Annotated in this window: 11 protein-coding genes; 4 read left to right on the top strand and 7 right to left on the bottom strand. The window is 44.2% G+C overall.

The genetic code is table 11. The features are described from left to right. The first annotated feature begins 175 nt into the window (after positions 1-175). The 3 genes from ACGE0T_RS17975 to ACGE0T_RS17965 are packed head-to-tail and all read left to right on the top strand — an operon-like array spanning position 176 to position 3,072. Positions 176-811, top strand: coding sequence for a SagB/ThcOx family dehydrogenase (locus ACGE0T_RS17975; RefSeq protein ID WP_459187954.1), 636 nt, complete (start codon positions 176-178; stop codon positions 809-811). Positions 812-848: 37 nt separating this feature from the next. Next, entirely contained in the window at positions 849-1,940 is a 1,092-nt protein-coding gene (locus ACGE0T_RS17970) for a metallophosphoesterase (RefSeq protein ID WP_459187953.1), read from the top strand. Positions 1,941-1,947: 7 nt separating this feature from the next. Continuing rightward, positions 1,948-3,072 (top strand): metallophosphoesterase, encoded by a 1,125-nt coding sequence (locus ACGE0T_RS17965; protein WP_459187952.1) that lies wholly within the window; start codon positions 1,948-1,950, stop codon positions 3,070-3,072. 86 nt (positions 3,073-3,158) lie between these two features. Here the strand turns inward: ACGE0T_RS17965 and ACGE0T_RS17960 are convergent, their stop codons facing one another. The 5 genes from ACGE0T_RS17960 to ACGE0T_RS17940 all read right to left on the bottom strand — a co-directional run bounded on the left by ACGE0T_RS17960 (position 3,159) and on the right by ACGE0T_RS17940 (position 14,294). After that, positions 3,159-6,020 (bottom strand): sugar-binding domain-containing protein, encoded by a 2,862-nt coding sequence (locus ACGE0T_RS17960; RefSeq protein ID WP_459187951.1) that lies wholly within the window; start codon positions 6,018-6,020, stop codon positions 3,159-3,161. 105 nt (positions 6,021-6,125) lie between these two features. After that, the gene (locus tag ACGE0T_RS17955) at positions 6,126-7,793 is read right to left on the bottom strand and encodes a RagB/SusD family nutrient uptake outer membrane protein (RefSeq protein ID WP_459187950.1); all 1,668 of its coding nucleotides are present in this window, start codon (positions 7,791-7,793) and stop codon (positions 6,126-6,128) included. Positions 7,794-7,815: 22 nt separating this feature from the next. Continuing rightward, positions 7,816-10,983 (bottom strand): TonB-dependent receptor, encoded by a 3,168-nt coding sequence (locus tag ACGE0T_RS17950; RefSeq protein WP_459187949.1) that lies wholly within the window; start codon positions 10,981-10,983, stop codon positions 7,816-7,818. Positions 10,984-11,323: 340 nt separating this feature from the next. Then, entirely contained in the window at positions 11,324-12,262 is a 939-nt protein-coding gene (locus ACGE0T_RS17945; protein WP_459187948.1) for a FecR family protein, read from the bottom strand. A 31-nt stretch (positions 12,263-12,293) separates the two neighbouring features. Further along, on the bottom strand, positions 12,294-14,294 hold the full coding sequence (locus ACGE0T_RS17940; protein ID WP_459187947.1) for a glucosidase family protein: 2,001 nt from the start codon (positions 14,292-14,294) through the stop codon (positions 12,294-12,296). Positions 14,295-14,536: 242 nt separating this feature from the next. Here ACGE0T_RS17940 and ACGE0T_RS17935 point away from each other — a divergent pair, with 242 nt between their 5' ends. Then, positions 14,537-14,869: a DMT family transporter gene (locus ACGE0T_RS17935; protein WP_459187946.1), complete on the top strand. Its 333-nt coding sequence runs from the start codon at positions 14,537-14,539 to the stop codon at positions 14,867-14,869. A 19-nt stretch (positions 14,870-14,888) separates the two neighbouring features. Here the strand turns inward: ACGE0T_RS17935 and ACGE0T_RS17930 are convergent, their stop codons facing one another. Together ACGE0T_RS17930 and ACGE0T_RS17925 are read right to left on the bottom strand one after the other, a co-directional pair. Next, positions 14,889-15,443 carry an RNA polymerase sigma-70 factor gene (locus ACGE0T_RS17930; RefSeq protein ID WP_459187945.1) on the bottom strand — a complete coding sequence of 185 codons (555 nt, stop codon included), beginning with the start codon at positions 15,441-15,443 and terminating at the stop codon, positions 14,889-14,891. Positions 15,444-15,623: 180 nt separating this feature from the next. Further along, positions 15,624-18,278, bottom strand: a complete 2,655-nt coding sequence (locus ACGE0T_RS17925) for a glycoside hydrolase family 2 TIM barrel-domain containing protein (protein WP_459187944.1) — start codon at positions 18,276-18,278, stop codon at positions 15,624-15,626. Between the last annotated feature and the right edge of the window lie 27 nt (positions 18,279-18,305).

Below are 18,305 nucleotides of genomic sequence, written 5' to 3'. Positions count from 1 at the left end.
AAATTTGAGAATTTAGATATTATCGATAAAACAAATTAAAATGTTGCAAATGTAGCTTTATCTACGAATGATTCGTACTTTTCTGCTTTAAAGAATTGTAAAAGATGTATTTTGCTGTTTGATTATGCCAGCTTTCTCCTATTTTTGTACAAAAACATCAAACACGGCAAACATTATGAAAAAGTTAGTATCCCTTCTGGTATCTGTTTTGTTTGTTACCACCCTGCAAGCACAGGAATTAAAAGAAATAAAGTTGAACACCCCGGACAAAACCCGTGGCTCGAGTGTAATGAAAGCTCTTTCCGACCGTCATTCCGACCGGGTTTATTCCGATAAAGATTTAAGTTTACAGGATTTGTCCGACTTGCTGTGGGCAGCCAACGGCATTAACCGCCCTGATGGGAAACGTACGGCTCCATCTGCACTTAATAAACAAGATGTAGATATCTATGTCTTCACAAAAGACGGCGCGTATTTATATATTCCCAAGATAAATGTATTAAAACCGGTAGCTAAAGGAGATTATCGGGGGGCTGTGGCAGGCGGACAGGATTTCGTTAAAACAGCACCGGTCAGCCTTGTTTTAGTAACCGATTTATCCCGTTTCGGGAATATCAGCGACCAGACCAAACTGATGGGAGCTGTAGATGCAGGGATTGTTTGCCAAAATATCAATCTGTTTTGCGCAGCCGTCGGATTATCAACGGTTCCGCGTGCCACAATGGACCATGTGGCATTGAAGTCCATCCTTCATTTGTCGGACAGCCAACTGCCAATTATGAACAATCCGGTAGGTTATCCTAAAAAGTAAGCAAAGTTTCATTACTTTTGCGGCAAAATTGAACAGTATGCCCACTATCTTTATAATTCTTATCGGCCTTTATTTAGGCGGGAATATTTATGTGTTTATTCGTGGTGCCCAAGCACTCAGTTCACAGCCCTTCGGTGTAAAGATTTTATTGAGTATTATCTTTTGGAGTGGCGCATTATCCTTTTTCAGCAGCATGCTTATGCGAAACGTAAAGATGCCCGGTTTCCTGGCCCATACGATGCACGAGGTGGGAACGGGATGGCTTGTCTTTACATTGTACATGACTCTTTGCCTGGTTGTGTTCGATATATTCAAGATTTTCAACTTTCCGTTTAAATACGGGTTCTATCTGTCTTTGTTTTTTACACTCAGTGTTTTAGGATATGGGTATTATAATTATCAACACCCGAAAACTGAAGTTATCAACATAGTTTTCAACAAGCGGTCAACAGAGAATCAACAGCCAGTGAAAGTAGTTGCCGTTAGCGATATCCATTTAGGGTACGGCACAGACAAAAAAGACCTGCAAGCCTATGTTGCTAAAATAAACGCAGAGAAACCGGATCTGATTCTGATTGGCGGCGACCTGATAGACAACAGCGTTGTCCCGCTTTATGCAGAACAGATGCAGGAGGAGTTGGCGCAATTGAAAGCGCCTCTCGGTATCTACATGGTTCCGGGGAATCACGAATACATCAGCGATATCCGGAAAAGTGCACGTTTCATTAAAGAAACGCCTATCCGGCTTTTGCAGGATTCTATAGTGACTTTGCCCAATGGTATGCAATTGGTAGGACGTGATGATAAAAGTAACAGGACACGCAAATCCCTACATGAACTGATGGCGGAAACGGACTCTAATAAACCGGTCATCCTCTTGGACCATCAACCTTACGACTTGCATGAAACGGAAGCGGAAAAAGTAGACTTGCAATTCAGCGGGCATACGCACCGGGGACAAATATGGCCGCTCAGCCTGATTACCGACCGCATCTTCCAGCAAAGCTACGGGTATAAATTATGGGGAGACAGCCATATCTACGTATCTTCCGGCTTATCACTCTGGGGACCTCCGTTCAGAATCGGAACCAATAGCGAACTTGTAGTGTTCAATATCATGTATAAATAAAAACAGCATGAAAGTATTTATCCAGTCTATTGTAGCGCAACTTTTACTGAACCCTTATATTTTCTGGCGGGGATACCAGGCTATCCCAGAAAAGAAGAGCTGGCGTATTCCTTACATCTTGCTTTTCATCCTCGAACTGGGACTTTATTTTTTCGGGTTTGTTTTCAGAAAAGACCTGCCGGATGCAATCATGATACCTATCCAGTACATCTGCAATACCTGGTATATCGCTTCCATTTATATCACACTTTCTTTACTGCTTCTGGAATTGATTCGGCTGAGTAACCGCTTCTTCCCTTGGTTTCCAAAATGGGTAACCACGCATTGGAAAGGGGTCAAACTCACATTGTTTTTTGTAATCGCGTTCGGTGTTACAGGGTTGATGTTCCATGCTTATCGCGTGGTAGCTTATCCTACCGTAACACATGTAAATATCACGCTACCGAAAGGGAGTAGTACGCGCGACAGTCTGACTGTGGTAATGATGAGCGACCTGCACATCGGGGAGGTTATCGGGAAGGAATTGGTACAGAGATATGTGAAGTTAAGCAACGAGCAACATCCCGATATGGTTGTTCTGGTTGGAGATATTATCGACTATGAAGTACGTTTTGCCGAGAACACCCATATAGAAAAAGACCTCCAGGAATTGAAAGCGCCATTGGGCGTATATATTGTCAACGGTAATCACGAATACCGTGCCAATTTCCATGCGAAATTCCGTTGGTTTAAAAAGACAGGGGCCACCCATCTGGTCGACTCGGTTGTCATGCCGGATTCCACATTCTATCTCATAGGACGCGATGATATGGTAAACAATAAACGGAAAGCCCTGCATGCCCTCATAGCAGGAATAGATACGACAAAACCGATTATCGTATTAGACCACCAGCCTTGGTCGTTTGCTGAAATGAATATGAACGGGGTGGACCTTGCTTTGTTCGGACATACACACAATGGTCAGATATGGCCCTATTCGCTGATAATGGCACATATCTATGAATGTGCCTACGGATACTACCGGAAAGGACCGAGCCAATTCTATGTATCCTCGGGTATCGGGATTGCCGGACCGCCGTACAGGGTAGGAACGGTTTCCGAACTGGTGGTGCTGCATATTAAATTTGAATAGCGGATAAACAGTCTCTTCATAGAGAAGAAAAACGGCTTATCCGCTTTGGATTTTTATGTCGGATTTACGTCCGCCTGTAAACGGAATTAATCGTAAGAGATGTTGCCTAACTTGGCAATTTTTCCGGTTTGCACTTTTGAGGTAAACAACTCTTTTAATTCATTTGGGGTAAGCGGAGTGGACGGATTGAAATCTGCACTTTCCATATATCGAAGCAAGCTGCTGTAGAATTGGCGGGCCTCGGGCTTATCCTTTACAGCTTCCAAATCCGACATACAGACCAATAGCTTTCCTTTGCCTATTTTAAATTCGAAAAGCAATCCTAATTTATGGTTACGTTCCACATTGTCTATCACCTGTACAATCGGGCGGTATGAGTCAGGCAAGCGATCCAGAATCATCGGATAACTTTGTTTGACGATAGGGAACCATTGCCAGTTGGTATGAAACTCGGTAGGAAAACCGGCAAACACCGGATGCTCCGGATTAACCAGGATTCCTAATGTTCCGGGAGATACGGGACGGTGGATATTCTCGCAAATTGTCTTAAACATGCGGTAGTTCCAGTAATCCGTCTGGAAAAGCCCGCCGACAGTCTGTTCTTTCAGTTTCTCTTTTGCCGGAAACCAAAGCACTTTACCCCCATTTTTCAACTGCCCCAACATTGCGGCATCCATATCGTAAGCTATATGGATATCCTCTGTTGCTTTGGGTTCGTTTTCTGCCGGATAAATCCATAAAGGATACGTGTTTTTATACGGAGTTCCGGCAATAGCGAGCGTCAATAGCAGTTTTTCTGCTTTCGATACGGATGAGATAACCGGAGAAATTACCCCGACAGTACCCAGTTCTCCCTGATTCACTTGCAAAGGTATTGCTCCTTTATCTATCACATACTGATTACCGTCTGCCAATGTCCACGAGAGTTCCATTCCTTTCAAATCCGAAGCAGAATAATTTGCCACCCGGATTGCTCCGGTCAGCTTCTCATCATTCGACCAACAGAACTTCTCCGTACAGAACAGGGGTACTACTTCACTGCAGAAACTTCGCCATTCTTCCGGCATTATCAAACCTTTACTGTCCATAAAGGCATCCAATATTCCGACATAGGCAGAGCCTTGCCCCGGATAATCCTGCAAATCCAACAATTGGAAACCGCCCCACTGCGGCGTACGCAGATTCATTTCAATATCCGCACGGTAGAGTAATGCCGACCATTTACCGGAAGCTTTCATAAAGTCGTCCGCCTGGTTGCCCATTCCGGCTTCTTCCAACCGCTTCCGGAACACTTCCATATTGCGCGGCTTCAATACACCGGTGTACTTTTTTATTTCTTCATAGTTGGGATAGACTTGATACTGCCCTGTCTCATGCCCGATTACAGGAATGTCACACAGTGCCTGTGCCCTAGAGAAATCCATCCGGCTATTTGGATAAGTATGATTTAGGTAGCCTCCATCTTCTGCATCGGCAAACGAGAAAGAAGCACGGGCATGGGTATCGAAGGTTCCTTCCGTTTCACGGCCTACACGGCAGGTCGTAAAATATTGTTCGTCCGCCTGCTTTCCTTTCATTCCTAAGTAATTATTCGAACCTGAAGCATACAGGTGCCGATTGTCCGCCTGTTTAAATGACTGAATCAGCAGGGCAAGCCCTTCTTCTCCTCCCATTTCATTACCAAGGGCAAACATGACGAAAGAAGCATGATTGCTGTATGCTTTATGCAAGTTGTGCCCCTCTTTCAGCAGGTAATTACATAGTTGTTCATTTTTGCTGTTCACATGTCCCCAGATGGGCAACTCCGGTTGCAAATAGATACCTTCTATATCCGCCGCTTCGAAACAGGCTTCCGGCGGACACCAGGAATGAAAACGATAGTGGTTGATGCCATATGTCTTGGCTACCTGAAAATAATGCCGCCAAGTATCTACATCCATTGCCGTATGGGCAATTAACGGAAATACACAGGCATCATGTTTTCCACGCAGGAACGTAATCTTATCGTTTATTACGAACTGCGTACCTTTCGTCCGGAAAGAGCGCAGTCCGAAAGAGAGTTGGCGGGTATCTGTACCCTGTGCGGTTTCCAGAGAGACTGTTAACCGGTATAAAGCAGGAGAAAACTCGCTCCACAACAAGGCATCGTTTCCCAGTTCCACTTCAACCGTATGTTCTTCCTGTTGCAAATCCAATTCTTTTGAAACGACAGCCGTTTTATGTTGTTTATCCGTATTCCATGCCTCGGCGTAAAAAGAAAGTTTCCCCTTCGCCGGATGCAGTCCACGCAGGACAAGCTTTACTGTTGCCTTTTTTCCGACGATATCGGGATAGACCTGTACATCTTCTATACCGCAAAGCGGAGCACTTTCCAGATAGAATTTACCGATTATGCCGTTCCAGTTTGTCTGTGTGGAAGCTGAATAGGCATGTGAAGAACTGTAAACCTGAACAGGAACAGCCTCTTTTCTATTATCTACTTCGATAGCGATAGTATGTCTACCTGGAGGCAATATCTTGGTTACGTCATACTGTTGAGCTGTGGATATATCATCGCAGGAACCGGCTTTTTTCCCATCAATCCAAACAGTTGTCGGTTTGGTCCGTTCCATGAAAAGCCGGATAGAAGTACCTTCCCAGTTTTCCGGTATCTCGACTGTTTTAACATACAATGCCTTTCCTTCGAATATATATTCCCGTGACAGGGCATTTGTCTGATTCATGTCCGCATTATACTGTCCTTTTTCCCCGATATCGGTCGTTCCGGGGAGCAGGATGGAATCCGTTGCAGCCAACTGATACGAAGTATTGGAAAATCCGGTACTTGCCGTATCCAGCAACACTCCCCATTTTCCAGCCAGGGAAATTTGGTCCCGCGTGTCCACAGGCAGTTGTTTGGTGCAGGCACAGCATATCGTTAGTATAACGACATAGAAAGTAAGTTTCATAAGTGAATGGATATTAATTCTACAAACGTTTTTTCAACATAAAAGGAATGCCCGAATAAATCAAAATTATCAGGACATTCCTTTTCTTATTTCAGAAACAACAGTTTATTTCCAACCGTCATTCTGTTTGATACGTCCCATATTCAAATCGATTTCAGCTTGTGGAATAGGCCACCAGAAATCTTTCTTTGTATATGCGTCTCTTTCGGCAGGCGTATATACGACACGTTTCGGTGTGGCTCCTGAGAAATCGCGGTACTCGATGCCTTCAATCGGCTTGTTCATTACATCCAGCAGGATATTCCAGCGACGGATGTCGTAGAAACGCATGCCTTCCTGCGCAAACTCGATCCGGCGTTCGTTGCGGATTAAGTTCAACAGGCTGCCATTATACTGTTCGGCTATCACTTTGTCGATATCGTTTGTATTCTTGGCTCTGTCGCGAACAACTTTTACCAGGCTCTTGGCTTCGTTTGCACTTCCTCCGGTTTCAACCAATGCTTCGGCTCTTAACAGATAGGCTTCAGCGTAACGGAATACAATAAAAGAGTTGTAAGTAGTCCAGGTTTCGGCTTCCTGATAATATTTCTTCCAGGTAAAACCTGTCGGAGTCTTATTCCATTCGCCACCACCGCCTTCGGCAAGCACGTCGCCTACGCTGACCTCTTTATCCTGCAATGAGCCATAATCTTTAGCCGGGTCGAAATAGCTCTTTCCGTCTTTTTCCACTACGTTGTTAGGAATTGTATTGTAATATTTTCCACGCAGTTCCATACCCGGAGCATAGATCGTCTGATAGAAACGCAGGTCTTTATTCAGATACGGTCTGTTTTCATCCTTAGTCCCTATGTATTCAAACGCATCAACAAGCGCTTTTACCGGAGTGGTTACGCAATATCCGCCAATAGATTGGTTGTACCAGTCGCCCCAACCGTTCTTAGAATCCAGAGAGTAACGTTTAACCAGAATAACTTCGTCCAAATCTTCACATCCCGACACAAACAGTTTATCAAAATCAGCCAATGCAGGAGCAGAGGCTACCAGCGGTTCCGTTTCCGACAATGTAATGTTGAAATAAGATTTATCATTCAGATAACCTGCGGCATAAGCAGCAGCACGTGCACGAAGCAGGCGTGCGGCAGGTTTGCCTATTTTAGATTTATTTGCCGCCTTGTCCGGTAATCCTTTGATTGCCTTATCCAGATCATCCAGAATAAAGTCGAATACGACTTTCGGGTCTGTTATCTGCTCTACTTTTTCGCTTTCGGCTACTGTTGCCGGATTTTCCGTATAGAACATGATATGTCCGAAAATAGAAACCAGTTCCAGATAATAGTAAGCACGCAATGTACGGGCTTCTCCCAATATCTGGTTACGCTGTGTATCGTTCTCGCCTCCTGCCCATTCATACTTATCAATATTGTTGATAATATTGTTAGCTCGTTGTACAGAGACATAACCTTTCGTCCATTTATCGTTCGGGAAAGAAGAGGCCGTGTTTCCGATGCCGCGTCCCAAATCATATCCCCTGTTCCAGCTATGGGTTACCAGGCCGTTGTCTGTTACCGCATCCATCCATAAATCGAGGTTGTCCTGGTTAAGTCTTGAATACAAATCATTCAGGGATTTCTCATAATCTTCCGCTGATTTGAAATAACCTTCTGCCGTGATTATACCTTCCGGAGCAAGGTCTATATTACTGCTGCAACCGCCTGCCATACAAAGAGCCATAGATAATGCTCCGTATAACAACGATTTCTTATATATTTTCATAACGTTCATTTATTAGTTTAGATTAAAAGATAATGTTTACACCGAAATTAACAATCCTCAACGGAGGGAATGCTGTGATTCTACCGCTATCGGCTTCAGGATCCAGTCCTTGGTCCATACTGCTGATTGTAAACAGGTTCGAACCGGATACATACAGACGAAGTTTGCTGATGTGTATCTTATCCATCAGATGTGATGGGAACGTATAGCCTAACTGCGCATTCTTCAGACGGAGATAGTTTACTTTCTGCAGGAAGAATGAGTTGTAAGTCGAAGCATTACGGTTATTGGCAGCTTCCAGACGAGGCATCTTCGCGTTGCCATCCTGGTTTTCATCCGTCCATCTGTCGCGGAAATGAACACCGGTAAAGGCTTCATAGCTCGGTCCTTCAATCCATTCGCCATACATGAAACGGTTTGCACCGCTTGAACCCTGGAACAACAGGCTTAAATCGAAGCCTTTATATTCGGCACTGACATTCCACCCATAGGTAAACTTAGGAATATTGGAAGTAAACACCTGCCGGTCGTCCGGATCGATTGTTCCGTTGCCATCTACATCCACCAGCTTGACGTCGCCGGCATGCAGGTCGGACATACCACGCGGGTCGGATTTATATTTTGCTTTGTATTCGGCAAGTTCCTGGTCATTAGCTATCAGACCATCGGCTTCATAAATATAGAAAGAGTTCAAAGGCGAACCTACGCGCTGGATTTTCCAACCGTCAATGTTATCGTCATCCCCTCCGCGGTTAATCCATTCATTTTTATTGTAAGCAAGGTTGAAAGAGGTATTGAAGGACACTTCCCCGAATTCTTTACGGAAACCGATCATGGCTTCTATACCGGAGTTGCGTACGACTCCTGCATTTTGTTCGGGAGCGTCCAAACCGATAAACTTAGGAATACCGAGAGCCAGCAAAATATCTTTCGTATCTTTTGTGTACCAATCCAGTTCTCCGTAAATCATATTATTCAGGAATCCGAAATCCAAACCGATGTTGGTTTGCTCCACAGTTTCCCAGGTAACATCCGGATTCGCCATCTGCTGTTGGTAAACTGCAGATACCAAGCTACCATTCATTACGACATTGGATACTTTATTCTGCGGCATATACATGAATGCATCGATACGTTCGTTACCGGTTTGTCCCCAGGACGCTCTCAGTTTCAGGTTATCTACAAATCCGAGATTTTTCATAAATCCTTCTTCGGAGATACGCCATGCTGCAGAGAATGATGGAAATACCCCCCATTTATGTCCTTTGGCAAACCGAGAAGAACCGTCGGCACGGATATTGGCTTCAAACAGGTATTTGTCCATAAAGCCATAGTTCACACGTCCGAAATAGGAGTTGATACCCCATCTGTCCGGATATCCGTCGGCAAACTGGCTACCGGCAGAACCTAAACCTACATCGGGCAGAGCGTCGGAAATCAAATCTTTACGTTGTGCGAAAGAATAGTAGTTGCGGTAAGAAATTTGTTCCATACCATAGAGTAAGGCCAAATCATGTTTGTCGCCGAAACGTTTTTTGTAGTTGGCAAGTAAGCGTAAAGTCATCTGGTATGCGTTGTTACGTTGGTCTTCTACGCTGTTCGGATTATTGCGCTGTGTCAATAATTCACCGGCTTCGTTGTAGTATTTATGGTTCTTTTTATGGATTTTTCTTCTGTCCCATGAACCGTTCAATGCGACCATGCCGGTAAATATCAAATCCTTAATAGGTTCGAAATCCGCTTTTACCTGCCCATAAACGGCGTCCAAATTATAACGGTCTTCTCCAACTACGTCCATATCCACATACGACAGCGGATTATCATTCTGTTTATCCAGTGCATAATCGCCGTTTTCATAACGGATAGGAGTAGTGGGTTGCATACTCCAAGCGCGGTATTGGGCATCTCCCAATCCTTCCGGCCACAGGCGGTTGATATGACGGTATGTGATATCGCTGCTTACTTTCAGCATCTTGCCTATGTTCATATCTGTATTGACACGGTAATTGTAGCGCTGGTAATCCGTATTGGCCGTCAAACCTGGCTGGTCCAGATAATCAAAAGAAACCAGATAACGTCCTACTTCACTACCGCCAGTCAGGTTTAGGGTATGCTGGGTAATATAGTTGCTGTTGAATACTTCACTCGGCCAGTTGGTGAAAGAATGATGATAAGGGTCGGAACCATTTTCCGTAGCAAGGATGTCGTCTTCCGTATATTTGGCAGAACCACCTGCATGTATCAAAGCTTCATTTACCATGCCCATATATTCGCGAGCGGAAACTTGTTCGGCTTTTACGGCTCTGTCCTGGAACCCGATTGAACCGTTGTATGAAAGTTTCACCTTACCTTCTTTACCTCGTTTGGTGGTAACAAGGATAACGCCATGAGCTGCACGTGAGCCATAAATTGAAGCGGATGCGGCATCTTTCAATACAGATATATTTTCAATTTCAGAAGCCGGAACCTGGCTCAATGACATCTCGATACCATCCACCAACACAAGTGGTTTGGCATTCCCGGTTGTTCCTACGCCACGTAGATAAATTTCCGGGTCGTCGCTACCTGGAGCACCGCCACGGTCTACAATAGTAATACCCGGGCTCAAGCCCTGTAATGCTTTAGTTGCATTAACTACGGTCATTTTGTTCAGTTCATCCCCTTCCAACTTTGTTACAGCTCCCGTTGTTGTTACCTTGCGTTGAACGCCGTAACCCACAACCACCACCTCATTCAAGGCTTGCGTATCTTCCATCAGTTTAACAGATAGTGTGGACTGGTTGGTGACTTTTATTTCTTGCGTATTATACCCGATATAAGATATTTGTACGATAGCACCCGGAGCTACATCCAGGGAGAACTTACCGTCCATATCGGTAATAATACCGTTGGTTGTTCCTTTCTCAACCACATTGGCTCCAATAATCGGTTCACCGCTCATATCTGTCACCACACCGGTAACGGATTTTTTTTGCTGAGCAACAAGTCTCCCGGCTATTTCCTTTTTGAATGCGGATGACAGGATAATATAAGAACCTTCCTGCGCATAAGACAAACCCAATTGGGATACCAGGTTATCCAGCACTTCTTTAATGGACCGGTTTGTCAAGTTCAGTGATACTTTCCGGCTTACATTTACACCGGCATCATATACAAACAGGTAATCAGTTTGTCTTTCAATAGTATTCAAATAATCTCTCAGTGAGAGATTATTACCCTGCAGGGTAATTTTTTGCGATATCGCATTTTCGGCGTGTATACAAAAGAGAAAGGCGAATAGTAAGACATAGGTTACTCTCATAATCCTAAATAAATGTTTATGTCGTGATTTTGAGGCTATACAAAGTCCCGACAAAGATATTTTATTCATAACTTTGTGATATTAGAAATTAATACAGTTGTTCGACTCGTGTTAATTAAAAGGCGATGAATCGTAGGACATTTATCGCCTTTACTTTTTTAGTTTCTTATTCTCCGGTTTGTGTATGTTATCTCATAGGCATTTAATTTTTTAATTTAAGGTTAAACATTTACTTGATGTAAATAATAGTATTGTCCTCACTCCGGCTGAATTTAAAGTGCGCATTGCGTTGCAGTACATGCAGTACGAAGTCTACTCCGTCTGCCATGCGGAACTTACCGCTGCACCGATAGTTATCCAGCTTTTTGTTCGTATTAACAATATGAATATCATAGGTCTTTTCAAACTTCTTCATCAAGTCGGCAAACAATATGTTTTCAAAACAAATCAGCCCTTCTTTCCAACGGTACGTGTCGTAATCCGTAATGGTACCGACCATAAACTTTCCGTTTTTCAACTCGGCTTTCTGCTTGGGAGCCAGTAAAACTTCTACGCCGGGCTTCTTCTTATCCATAAGTTTTACAGAACCTTCCATTAAGGCGGTGGAAAAAGTTTCCGTATCGTCGTAAGCCTCTACATTGAACTTGGTTCCCAATACTTTTACATCACACTTCGAGGTTTGCACGATAAAAGGCTTTTCATGATCTTTGGCTACTTCGAAATAACCTTCTCCTTTCAGTGTGACTTTTCTTTGCTTGTCCGTAAAGGCCGCCGGATAAAGTAATTCCGTACGAGCATTCAGCCATACGGACGTACCATCCGAAAGAGTCAGGTTTACCCGTTGTCCCGGAGGTACCACTATCTTATTATAAGCGGTAACTTCTTCCGGCTGAACCCAACCATAAATGTATAAAGCAGATACTACAAGGACGGCAATCGATGCTGCAATTTTCAATGCCTCTCTGATTGTAGGATAAAGCTTGCGCACCGGAGTTGCCTTCTTTTTCTTATCCACACTATTGTGCAACAGTAGGACATCAAAATATTTACGCTCCTTAATTAGCTCTTCCCTGTTTTCCTCAGAGGCATCTGCCCAATTGCATACAGCTTCTTCCTCTTCAAAAGAAGCTGTTCCTGCAAAAAAACGATGTAGTATTTCTTTCTCCATATATAGTAAAGCACTTGAAGAATAAATCCCCCTAAAGTTTTATGCTGATTTTTTCGTCTTTTTTTATTGTTTGCTTCCGTATGGTCTTTCCTGCAGCACTGACAACAACATTCAGTTTATTATTGTCCAAGCGTTTCACCTCTATATCGAACGTTTTTCCGAAAGCACGGACATTTAGCAGATTCATGTAATTCCAATCCTTTGGCAAACGGGGTGTCAGGGTAAATGAATTCAACCCGGTCGGACGGATTCCGAACATGCCTTCCGTAATGATGCGGCAATACAATCCGCTTTCGGCTGAAAGATGGCGTTGGCTACCTTCCGGCCATGCTTCGATAGCATAGGGCACATGTTCGCCCAACAAACGTTGGTTGGAATAGAATTTCAGATAATCGGTTGCTTTCTCCGTTTCGCCGCAGGCATAAACGCCACGCAGAGCATAAAGTGTAGAACGGTCCCAGAAAGTTTCGCTACCCGCCTGGGTCAGCAATCCGTTTTCTGTCCACAAGCGCGGAGAAAATAATGCCTGGATAGTGGCATCTTTCCGGTCATAAATACCAACTGTCAGCGGTATGCAAATCCAGGAACGCAACACATCGTTTCCTTCATAATATTTATAGGTATTGAAACCTTCCACGGTTCCTCCGAAATAACGGTCGATATTCTTTTTCAAAGCATCCGCCTGTTTCGTATAGGTCGCCAATCGGGAAGAAGGCTTTCCGAGGCTTTTCCCCAGATAAACAGCAGAGCGCAAAGCATCATAATAAAGAGAAGAAGTGCACAGGTTAGCTTTTCCGGCAGGGAAACGTCCTTCCAGTTCGTCTGCATCGGAAGCTACTACGCCACCTTCATTCAAATTGCGTTTGCAATATTCCAAAGTCCATTCGATTAACGGCCATAGCTTTTCGGCTTCGGCTTTATCCCCACGTGATAAGGCGTAGCGTGAAGCTCCATAGGCAACCATTGCCGCATCCCCGCGGTCGCCAGCTCCCGCCCAGATATCCGTACCTTCCGCGATAATGGAACTGGGTATCGGTTTATATTCCGGATTCATAAAACGGGCAAAATGTTCATAAGAGCAGAGTGCGGAGCGGTTTCCTGTTTCATATCCCAAATAAGGAAAGAACGGATTGATATATTCAGCCTGGTCGTTTGCCCAGATAGCAGCATAATAGGATTCGCCGCCCGGCCCGTGCATCAGACCGCCTTTGGTATCGTAAATACTTTCCGCCCCACGGATTTTAGCGAAAGCAAACATGGTATTAATAACCGGGTCAGGAGTATCCAGTACCAGATTATCCCAGAAACCGGCTATCAGGTTTTGACGTGCCTGTAATTCTTTATCTATATCCAGTACCAGTTCCTTTTCGTCCGGTTTATAACCGGCAAAAGAGGCATAAAACACATGTTCTTCACCGGGCCTTAGTTGTACCGCAGCTTGCCCCTGTATAGACGATACCAGTTTATAGCTGCCATCCACACCTTTACTTGCATCCGTTTCAATTACGGAACGGGAAGAAGGGATTTCTACTGCAAGCGATGTTTCTCCCGTATTCTTCAGAACATATTTCTCGCAAAAGGCAGGATGGGAAACGGAAGGAAATAGAATACGTGTCAACTCCAGTTTTCCTTTTCTCGGCAGGATAAATTCACTTTGTACTACCATCGTTCCATTTAAAGTGATGTCTTTTACCTGTTCATTCAGTAAAGATTGCCCATTTGCTTCTATCATATCTGTAATGTTCCAGGCAAAACGGCGCATCAAGCTGGCATGGGTATTATTAGGAATTGTACGAAGCATCGGCCAAACCATGCTTCTGTTCAGGGTAAATGCGCCATTGGCATCCACACCATAACGCAAAACAGTGGAGACTTTCAACCCACTCATCTCAATGTGGTCTTCATGTGGTATTTTTCCATCCACGTGCCAGGTTATCCCCCCGGAGGAATTTATCACCCAACGATTAGCGGCCGACACAGATAAACAGCCGATTACAAGTAAAAACAATAGGTAAAATTGTCGTTTCTTCATTTGATTCTTATATTGAAAATTATACAGTGTTTTTCAAGTATCTATTATAAGAGCACTTGGGATAAAAAATACCCTAATGAAAAATGTACTATTTTTTCTAAGAGCCGAATATTTCAGTAATTTTGTTTCTAACCAACATACTATTCAACTTATTCTACTTTTACCCATAAATGAAAATTACCATATGTGAAGTTTTAAGTTGTAAACTTGCTATAGCTTTGTACCACTAAAAAACAAATGACATGAAGCAATATTTATTTCTACTGCTGGCTATCGTGGCGGAAACGGTAGCTACCTCGTTTTTAAAAGAGAGCCAACAATTTACACGGCTTACACCTTCCATTATTACGGTATTAGGATATATTGCAGCATTCTTTTGTCTGAGTCTTGTAATGAAAACAATCCCTGTAGGTATTGCTTATGCGATTTGGTCGGGGGTCGGAATTATTCTTATTTCTCTTATCGGATTGTTTTTCTTTAAGCAGCATCTCGATTTACCAGCCATTATCGGATTGGCTTTTATTATTATCGGAGTAGTGGTGATTAATGTGTTCTCTAAAACAGTATCTCATTAAGTCTGATACAGGTTGTTTTTCAGAAGAAAAGCACGACACCAATATAATCTCTTAGTTTTTCCTTCAATATTTTCAATGCTTTGGAGATGTGGAATTCAACACTTTTAACGGAAAGGGAGAAATGGTCGGCTATTTCGCCGTAAGTTTTATTCTCATACCGGCTCATCAGGAATATTTGGCGGGTTTTCTCCGGCATCATTTCTAAGGCTTCATCTATCAGGGTCTGTGCCTCGGAACTAAATATTTCCTGCGGGTCGCAGGCTTCCAAAGTCGCTATACGAAGATTGTTTACGCGGTTGAAATGTTCTTGCATCTGCAATTCCGCATCTTCACGGATACGAAGATGACGCAGATAGTTCAGGCATTTATGTTTGACGACTTCCAGAATATATGCCTGGGCACAGGAGTCATGAGCAAGGGAGGCGCGTCTTTCCCAGTAATACATAATCGCTTCGACAACAATATCCTCTGCCGCCATCACGTCTTGAACGTACGTGCCGGCAAAACGGACGAACAACCCGTGATAGTCAGAATAAAGTTTATTGAATGCCTTGACCTCCGATATACTCTCCATGGTATTCCTTTTGCGCGCTAAGATAAAACAAAAAAAAGAGATTTTGATGCTTGCGCGGCTGTCCGAAAAGTTCAAAAATCAATTTTAAAGCTTTCCCGCCCTTCCCGGAGGTAGCAAAAACTTCAAAAAAGGTTTTTGCTACCTCCGGGAAGGGCAGGAATCTTTTTTCAGGGATTAACCTTATTCGCCGAACTCTGATTGCTGGCGTTCCACTTCTTTCAGCTTCAAGCTGTTTAATTCTTTACGTAAGCGTTCCACTTCACGTTCGGTATCCGTCTTTGAAGCGGACGACTGCCCGGCAGAGACATTGCCCAACGGAATCCGGGCTGCTTCTTCCTGGTTATAAACCAGCGGGAAAGAAGCGGGTTTGGATTCAAGTTCCAACTCCGCACTCATAGGCATCTGCGAACCTTCGAATAAGACACTGGCTGTAATCCGTATTTTTCCGGGCTTCAAGGTAGACTGAACCAGAACCGGTGCTGTTCCCCATTTTACAGGAGCCGGATTTGCCAAAATTTCCGGACCGCCCAATATACGCCCTTCCCCTTCGATGGAGAAGCGGATATAATAATTGTTCAAGCGTTTTATATTGCCTTGTTTATCCGCTACAGCAGCTACGACCGTTACGAAATCGGAACCATCGGCTTTTAAGTCGGTTCCTTCGTTATCGACCCAAAGCAGGATTTTTTCGGGACGGCGGGCAGGTACGACCTTATGCGTGGCTACCACTTTTCCGTCTATTAATCCTTCGGCAAGCAAATAGACCTCATCCTGCTTGTTTGCTCTCGACAAAGCCTTATCCACCATAAAATCGTATACATCCGGGAATGTGATAATCGGAGAAGGCATCCCCCTACGGTTCTTATCCTTTTTATACGTATACGTCTTACCTCCTTTCGTAAAGGTGAGGCGTACTTCATCACAATTAGAGTAAACTGTTACGTCTTTTCCTGAAAACGGTGTCATTTCATGTGCAATGTAAACCATCGGCCCACTTCCTGCAAGCTGATTGTTTTTTACAGCCGGACGTTGTGCCATAAATAGATAGTAAGCGTATTTAGGCTGCCGGAAAACGTCCATCAAACCTCCATAGAAAGGATCGGGATGATAGCCCCGCTGATGATCGAACGAATGCCAAAGGCAACCGCCTACATGTTGTGGCGACTGGCGGTACAGTTCATCATAGCTGGTGACCGGATAAGAAGGATGTGCATAATGCTCGGCCTGTACCCGCATTGGCTGTTCGCCCCAGTTACGTGCCGCGCGGCTGGGTGAATTATGCGAACTCCAATCGTCCACATTATCTCCCCATTCACGGGTAAAATAGGTCTTTGTCGGGTCTATTTCTTTGGATGCATCCTGCATATTCATCGGGTGGGCAAAATAAACCGGAAAATTCTCATGTCCGCGCGCTTCACTGTCGCTTCCGCAATAACAGGAAGGATAGGGATATTCTTCATCCACAATATCACAGGCATTTTTGGCAAAATCCGCCGGATACCAGGTTTCATTCAATATCGGTTCCCATAACCATACACAGGGGTGATTGCGGTCACGACGCACTACGTTGCGGATATCGCTGTAAACACGTTGTGCAAATTCGGGTGCATCGTTCCAGAACTGCCAGCCGGGAGTATTGACAATCACGAACAAACCCAATTCGTCACATGCATCCATAAATGCAGGGTCTTGGGGACAGTGGGCATTACGAATGATTTCCATGCCTGCCTCTTTTAGCTTTTTGGCATCCCTCCAATGGATACTGTTCGCTACGGCATTGCCTACTACGGCAAAATCCTGATGACGGTTCGCCCCAATTAAAGGCTTCCCATAGGGCTTTCCGTTTAACCAGAAACCGTCTTTTCCTTTAAACTCGATACTACGGATACCTACACGGCGGCGGTAACCGTCTACAACGTTCCCCTCTTTATCGAGGATACGAACCAACAGGTTATATAAGGTGGGAGCAGACGGAGTCCATAACTTCGGTTCTTTCACCAGCAGTTTATCGGATGAGGTAAGCGCTTTACCTGCTTTTACCTGAATCTTGTCATTCAGATAAGCGACTTGCGTTCCATCCGGTTGCAACAAGGTATATTCGACAACTCCGGAAAAAGAATTCTTTGTTGCATTGCGTACCTGTATTTTCAACAGTACTTCGGCTGAAGCGTCTGAAACTTTATCGAAAGCGACAAACAGCCCGCCTCCGGCCACTTCATTTTCATAATTGGGATCGGTGATAAATATATTGTTATGGGCTATCAACCAGCAATCGCGGTAAATGCCCCCGAAATAGGTGTAGTCCAACACATCTTGTGCCTTTCCGGGAGGATAGGAAGGGTCGTCGCTGTTGTCTGCCCATACGGCAATAACATTTTCCCCGTTCCAATCCAATGCATCCGTCACGTCTACCACAACAGGGAGATATCCACCGAAATGTTCTGTCAGCAGTTTCCCATTAACAAATATTTTGCTTTTTCCCATAATCGCTTCGAAATGCAGGAAAAGTTTCTTCCCCTTTAAAGCAGCATCGGGAGTGAAATGCTTACGATACCAGACTTCACCCTGATAATTGATACATCCGCTTGCCTCGGTCGGCAAATATTCGATGCCGTTCGGCAAAGAAACGACCGTCCAACTTTTATCATTGAAATCTTTAGCTTCGGCACCATTCATAGCTCCTTTGTAAAAACGCCAGGCAGGATTCATCGAATACACTTCCCGTCCGGTATTTTCCAGTTGGAAAAAGCCGGCTGTAGAGAATTCCGGCTGGTGGGCAGCCCATAAAGGAACACAGAGCAGGCAAGCCCAAAAAATTACGATTATTTTCTTCATTATATTATATGTTATCATAATTCATTC

This window comes from Parabacteroides sp. APC149_11_2_Y6 (assembly GCF_054506995.1).
This window is presented reverse-complemented; position numbering and strand designations above follow the sequence as displayed.

What these genes read in the sequence shown, in the direction of transcription:
- ACGE0T_RS17960 (WP_459187951.1), bottom strand. Translation starts at nt 6,020, where the DNA reads ATGAAACTTACTTTCTATGTCGTTATACTAACGATATGCTGTGCCTGC.
- ACGE0T_RS17930 (WP_459187945.1), bottom strand. Translation starts at nt 15,443, where the DNA reads ATGGAGAGTATATCGGAGGTCAAGGCATTCAATAAACTTTATTCTGAC.
- ACGE0T_RS17955 (WP_459187950.1), bottom strand. Translation starts at nt 7,793, where the DNA reads ATGAAAATATATAAGAAATCGTTGTTATACGGAGCATTATCTATGGCT.
- ACGE0T_RS17965 (WP_459187952.1), top strand. Translation starts at nt 1,948, where the DNA reads ATGAAAGTATTTATCCAGTCTATTGTAGCGCAACTTTTACTGAACCCT.
- ACGE0T_RS17945 (WP_459187948.1), bottom strand. Translation starts at nt 12,262, where the DNA reads ATGGAGAAAGAAATACTACATCGTTTTTTTGCAGGAACAGCTTCTTTT.
- ACGE0T_RS17935 (WP_459187946.1), top strand. Translation starts at nt 14,537, where the DNA reads ATGAAGCAATATTTATTTCTACTGCTGGCTATCGTGGCGGAAACGGTA.
- ACGE0T_RS17925 (WP_459187944.1), bottom strand. Translation starts at nt 18,278, where the DNA reads ATGAAGAAAATAATCGTAATTTTTTGGGCTTGCCTGCTCTGTGTTCCT.
- ACGE0T_RS17975 (WP_459187954.1), top strand. Translation starts at nt 176, where the DNA reads ATGAAAAAGTTAGTATCCCTTCTGGTATCTGTTTTGTTTGTTACCACC.
- ACGE0T_RS17970 (WP_459187953.1), top strand. Translation starts at nt 849, where the DNA reads ATGCCCACTATCTTTATAATTCTTATCGGCCTTTATTTAGGCGGGAAT.
- ACGE0T_RS17940 (WP_459187947.1), bottom strand. Translation starts at nt 14,294, where the DNA reads ATGAAGAAACGACAATTTTACCTATTGTTTTTACTTGTAATCGGCTGT.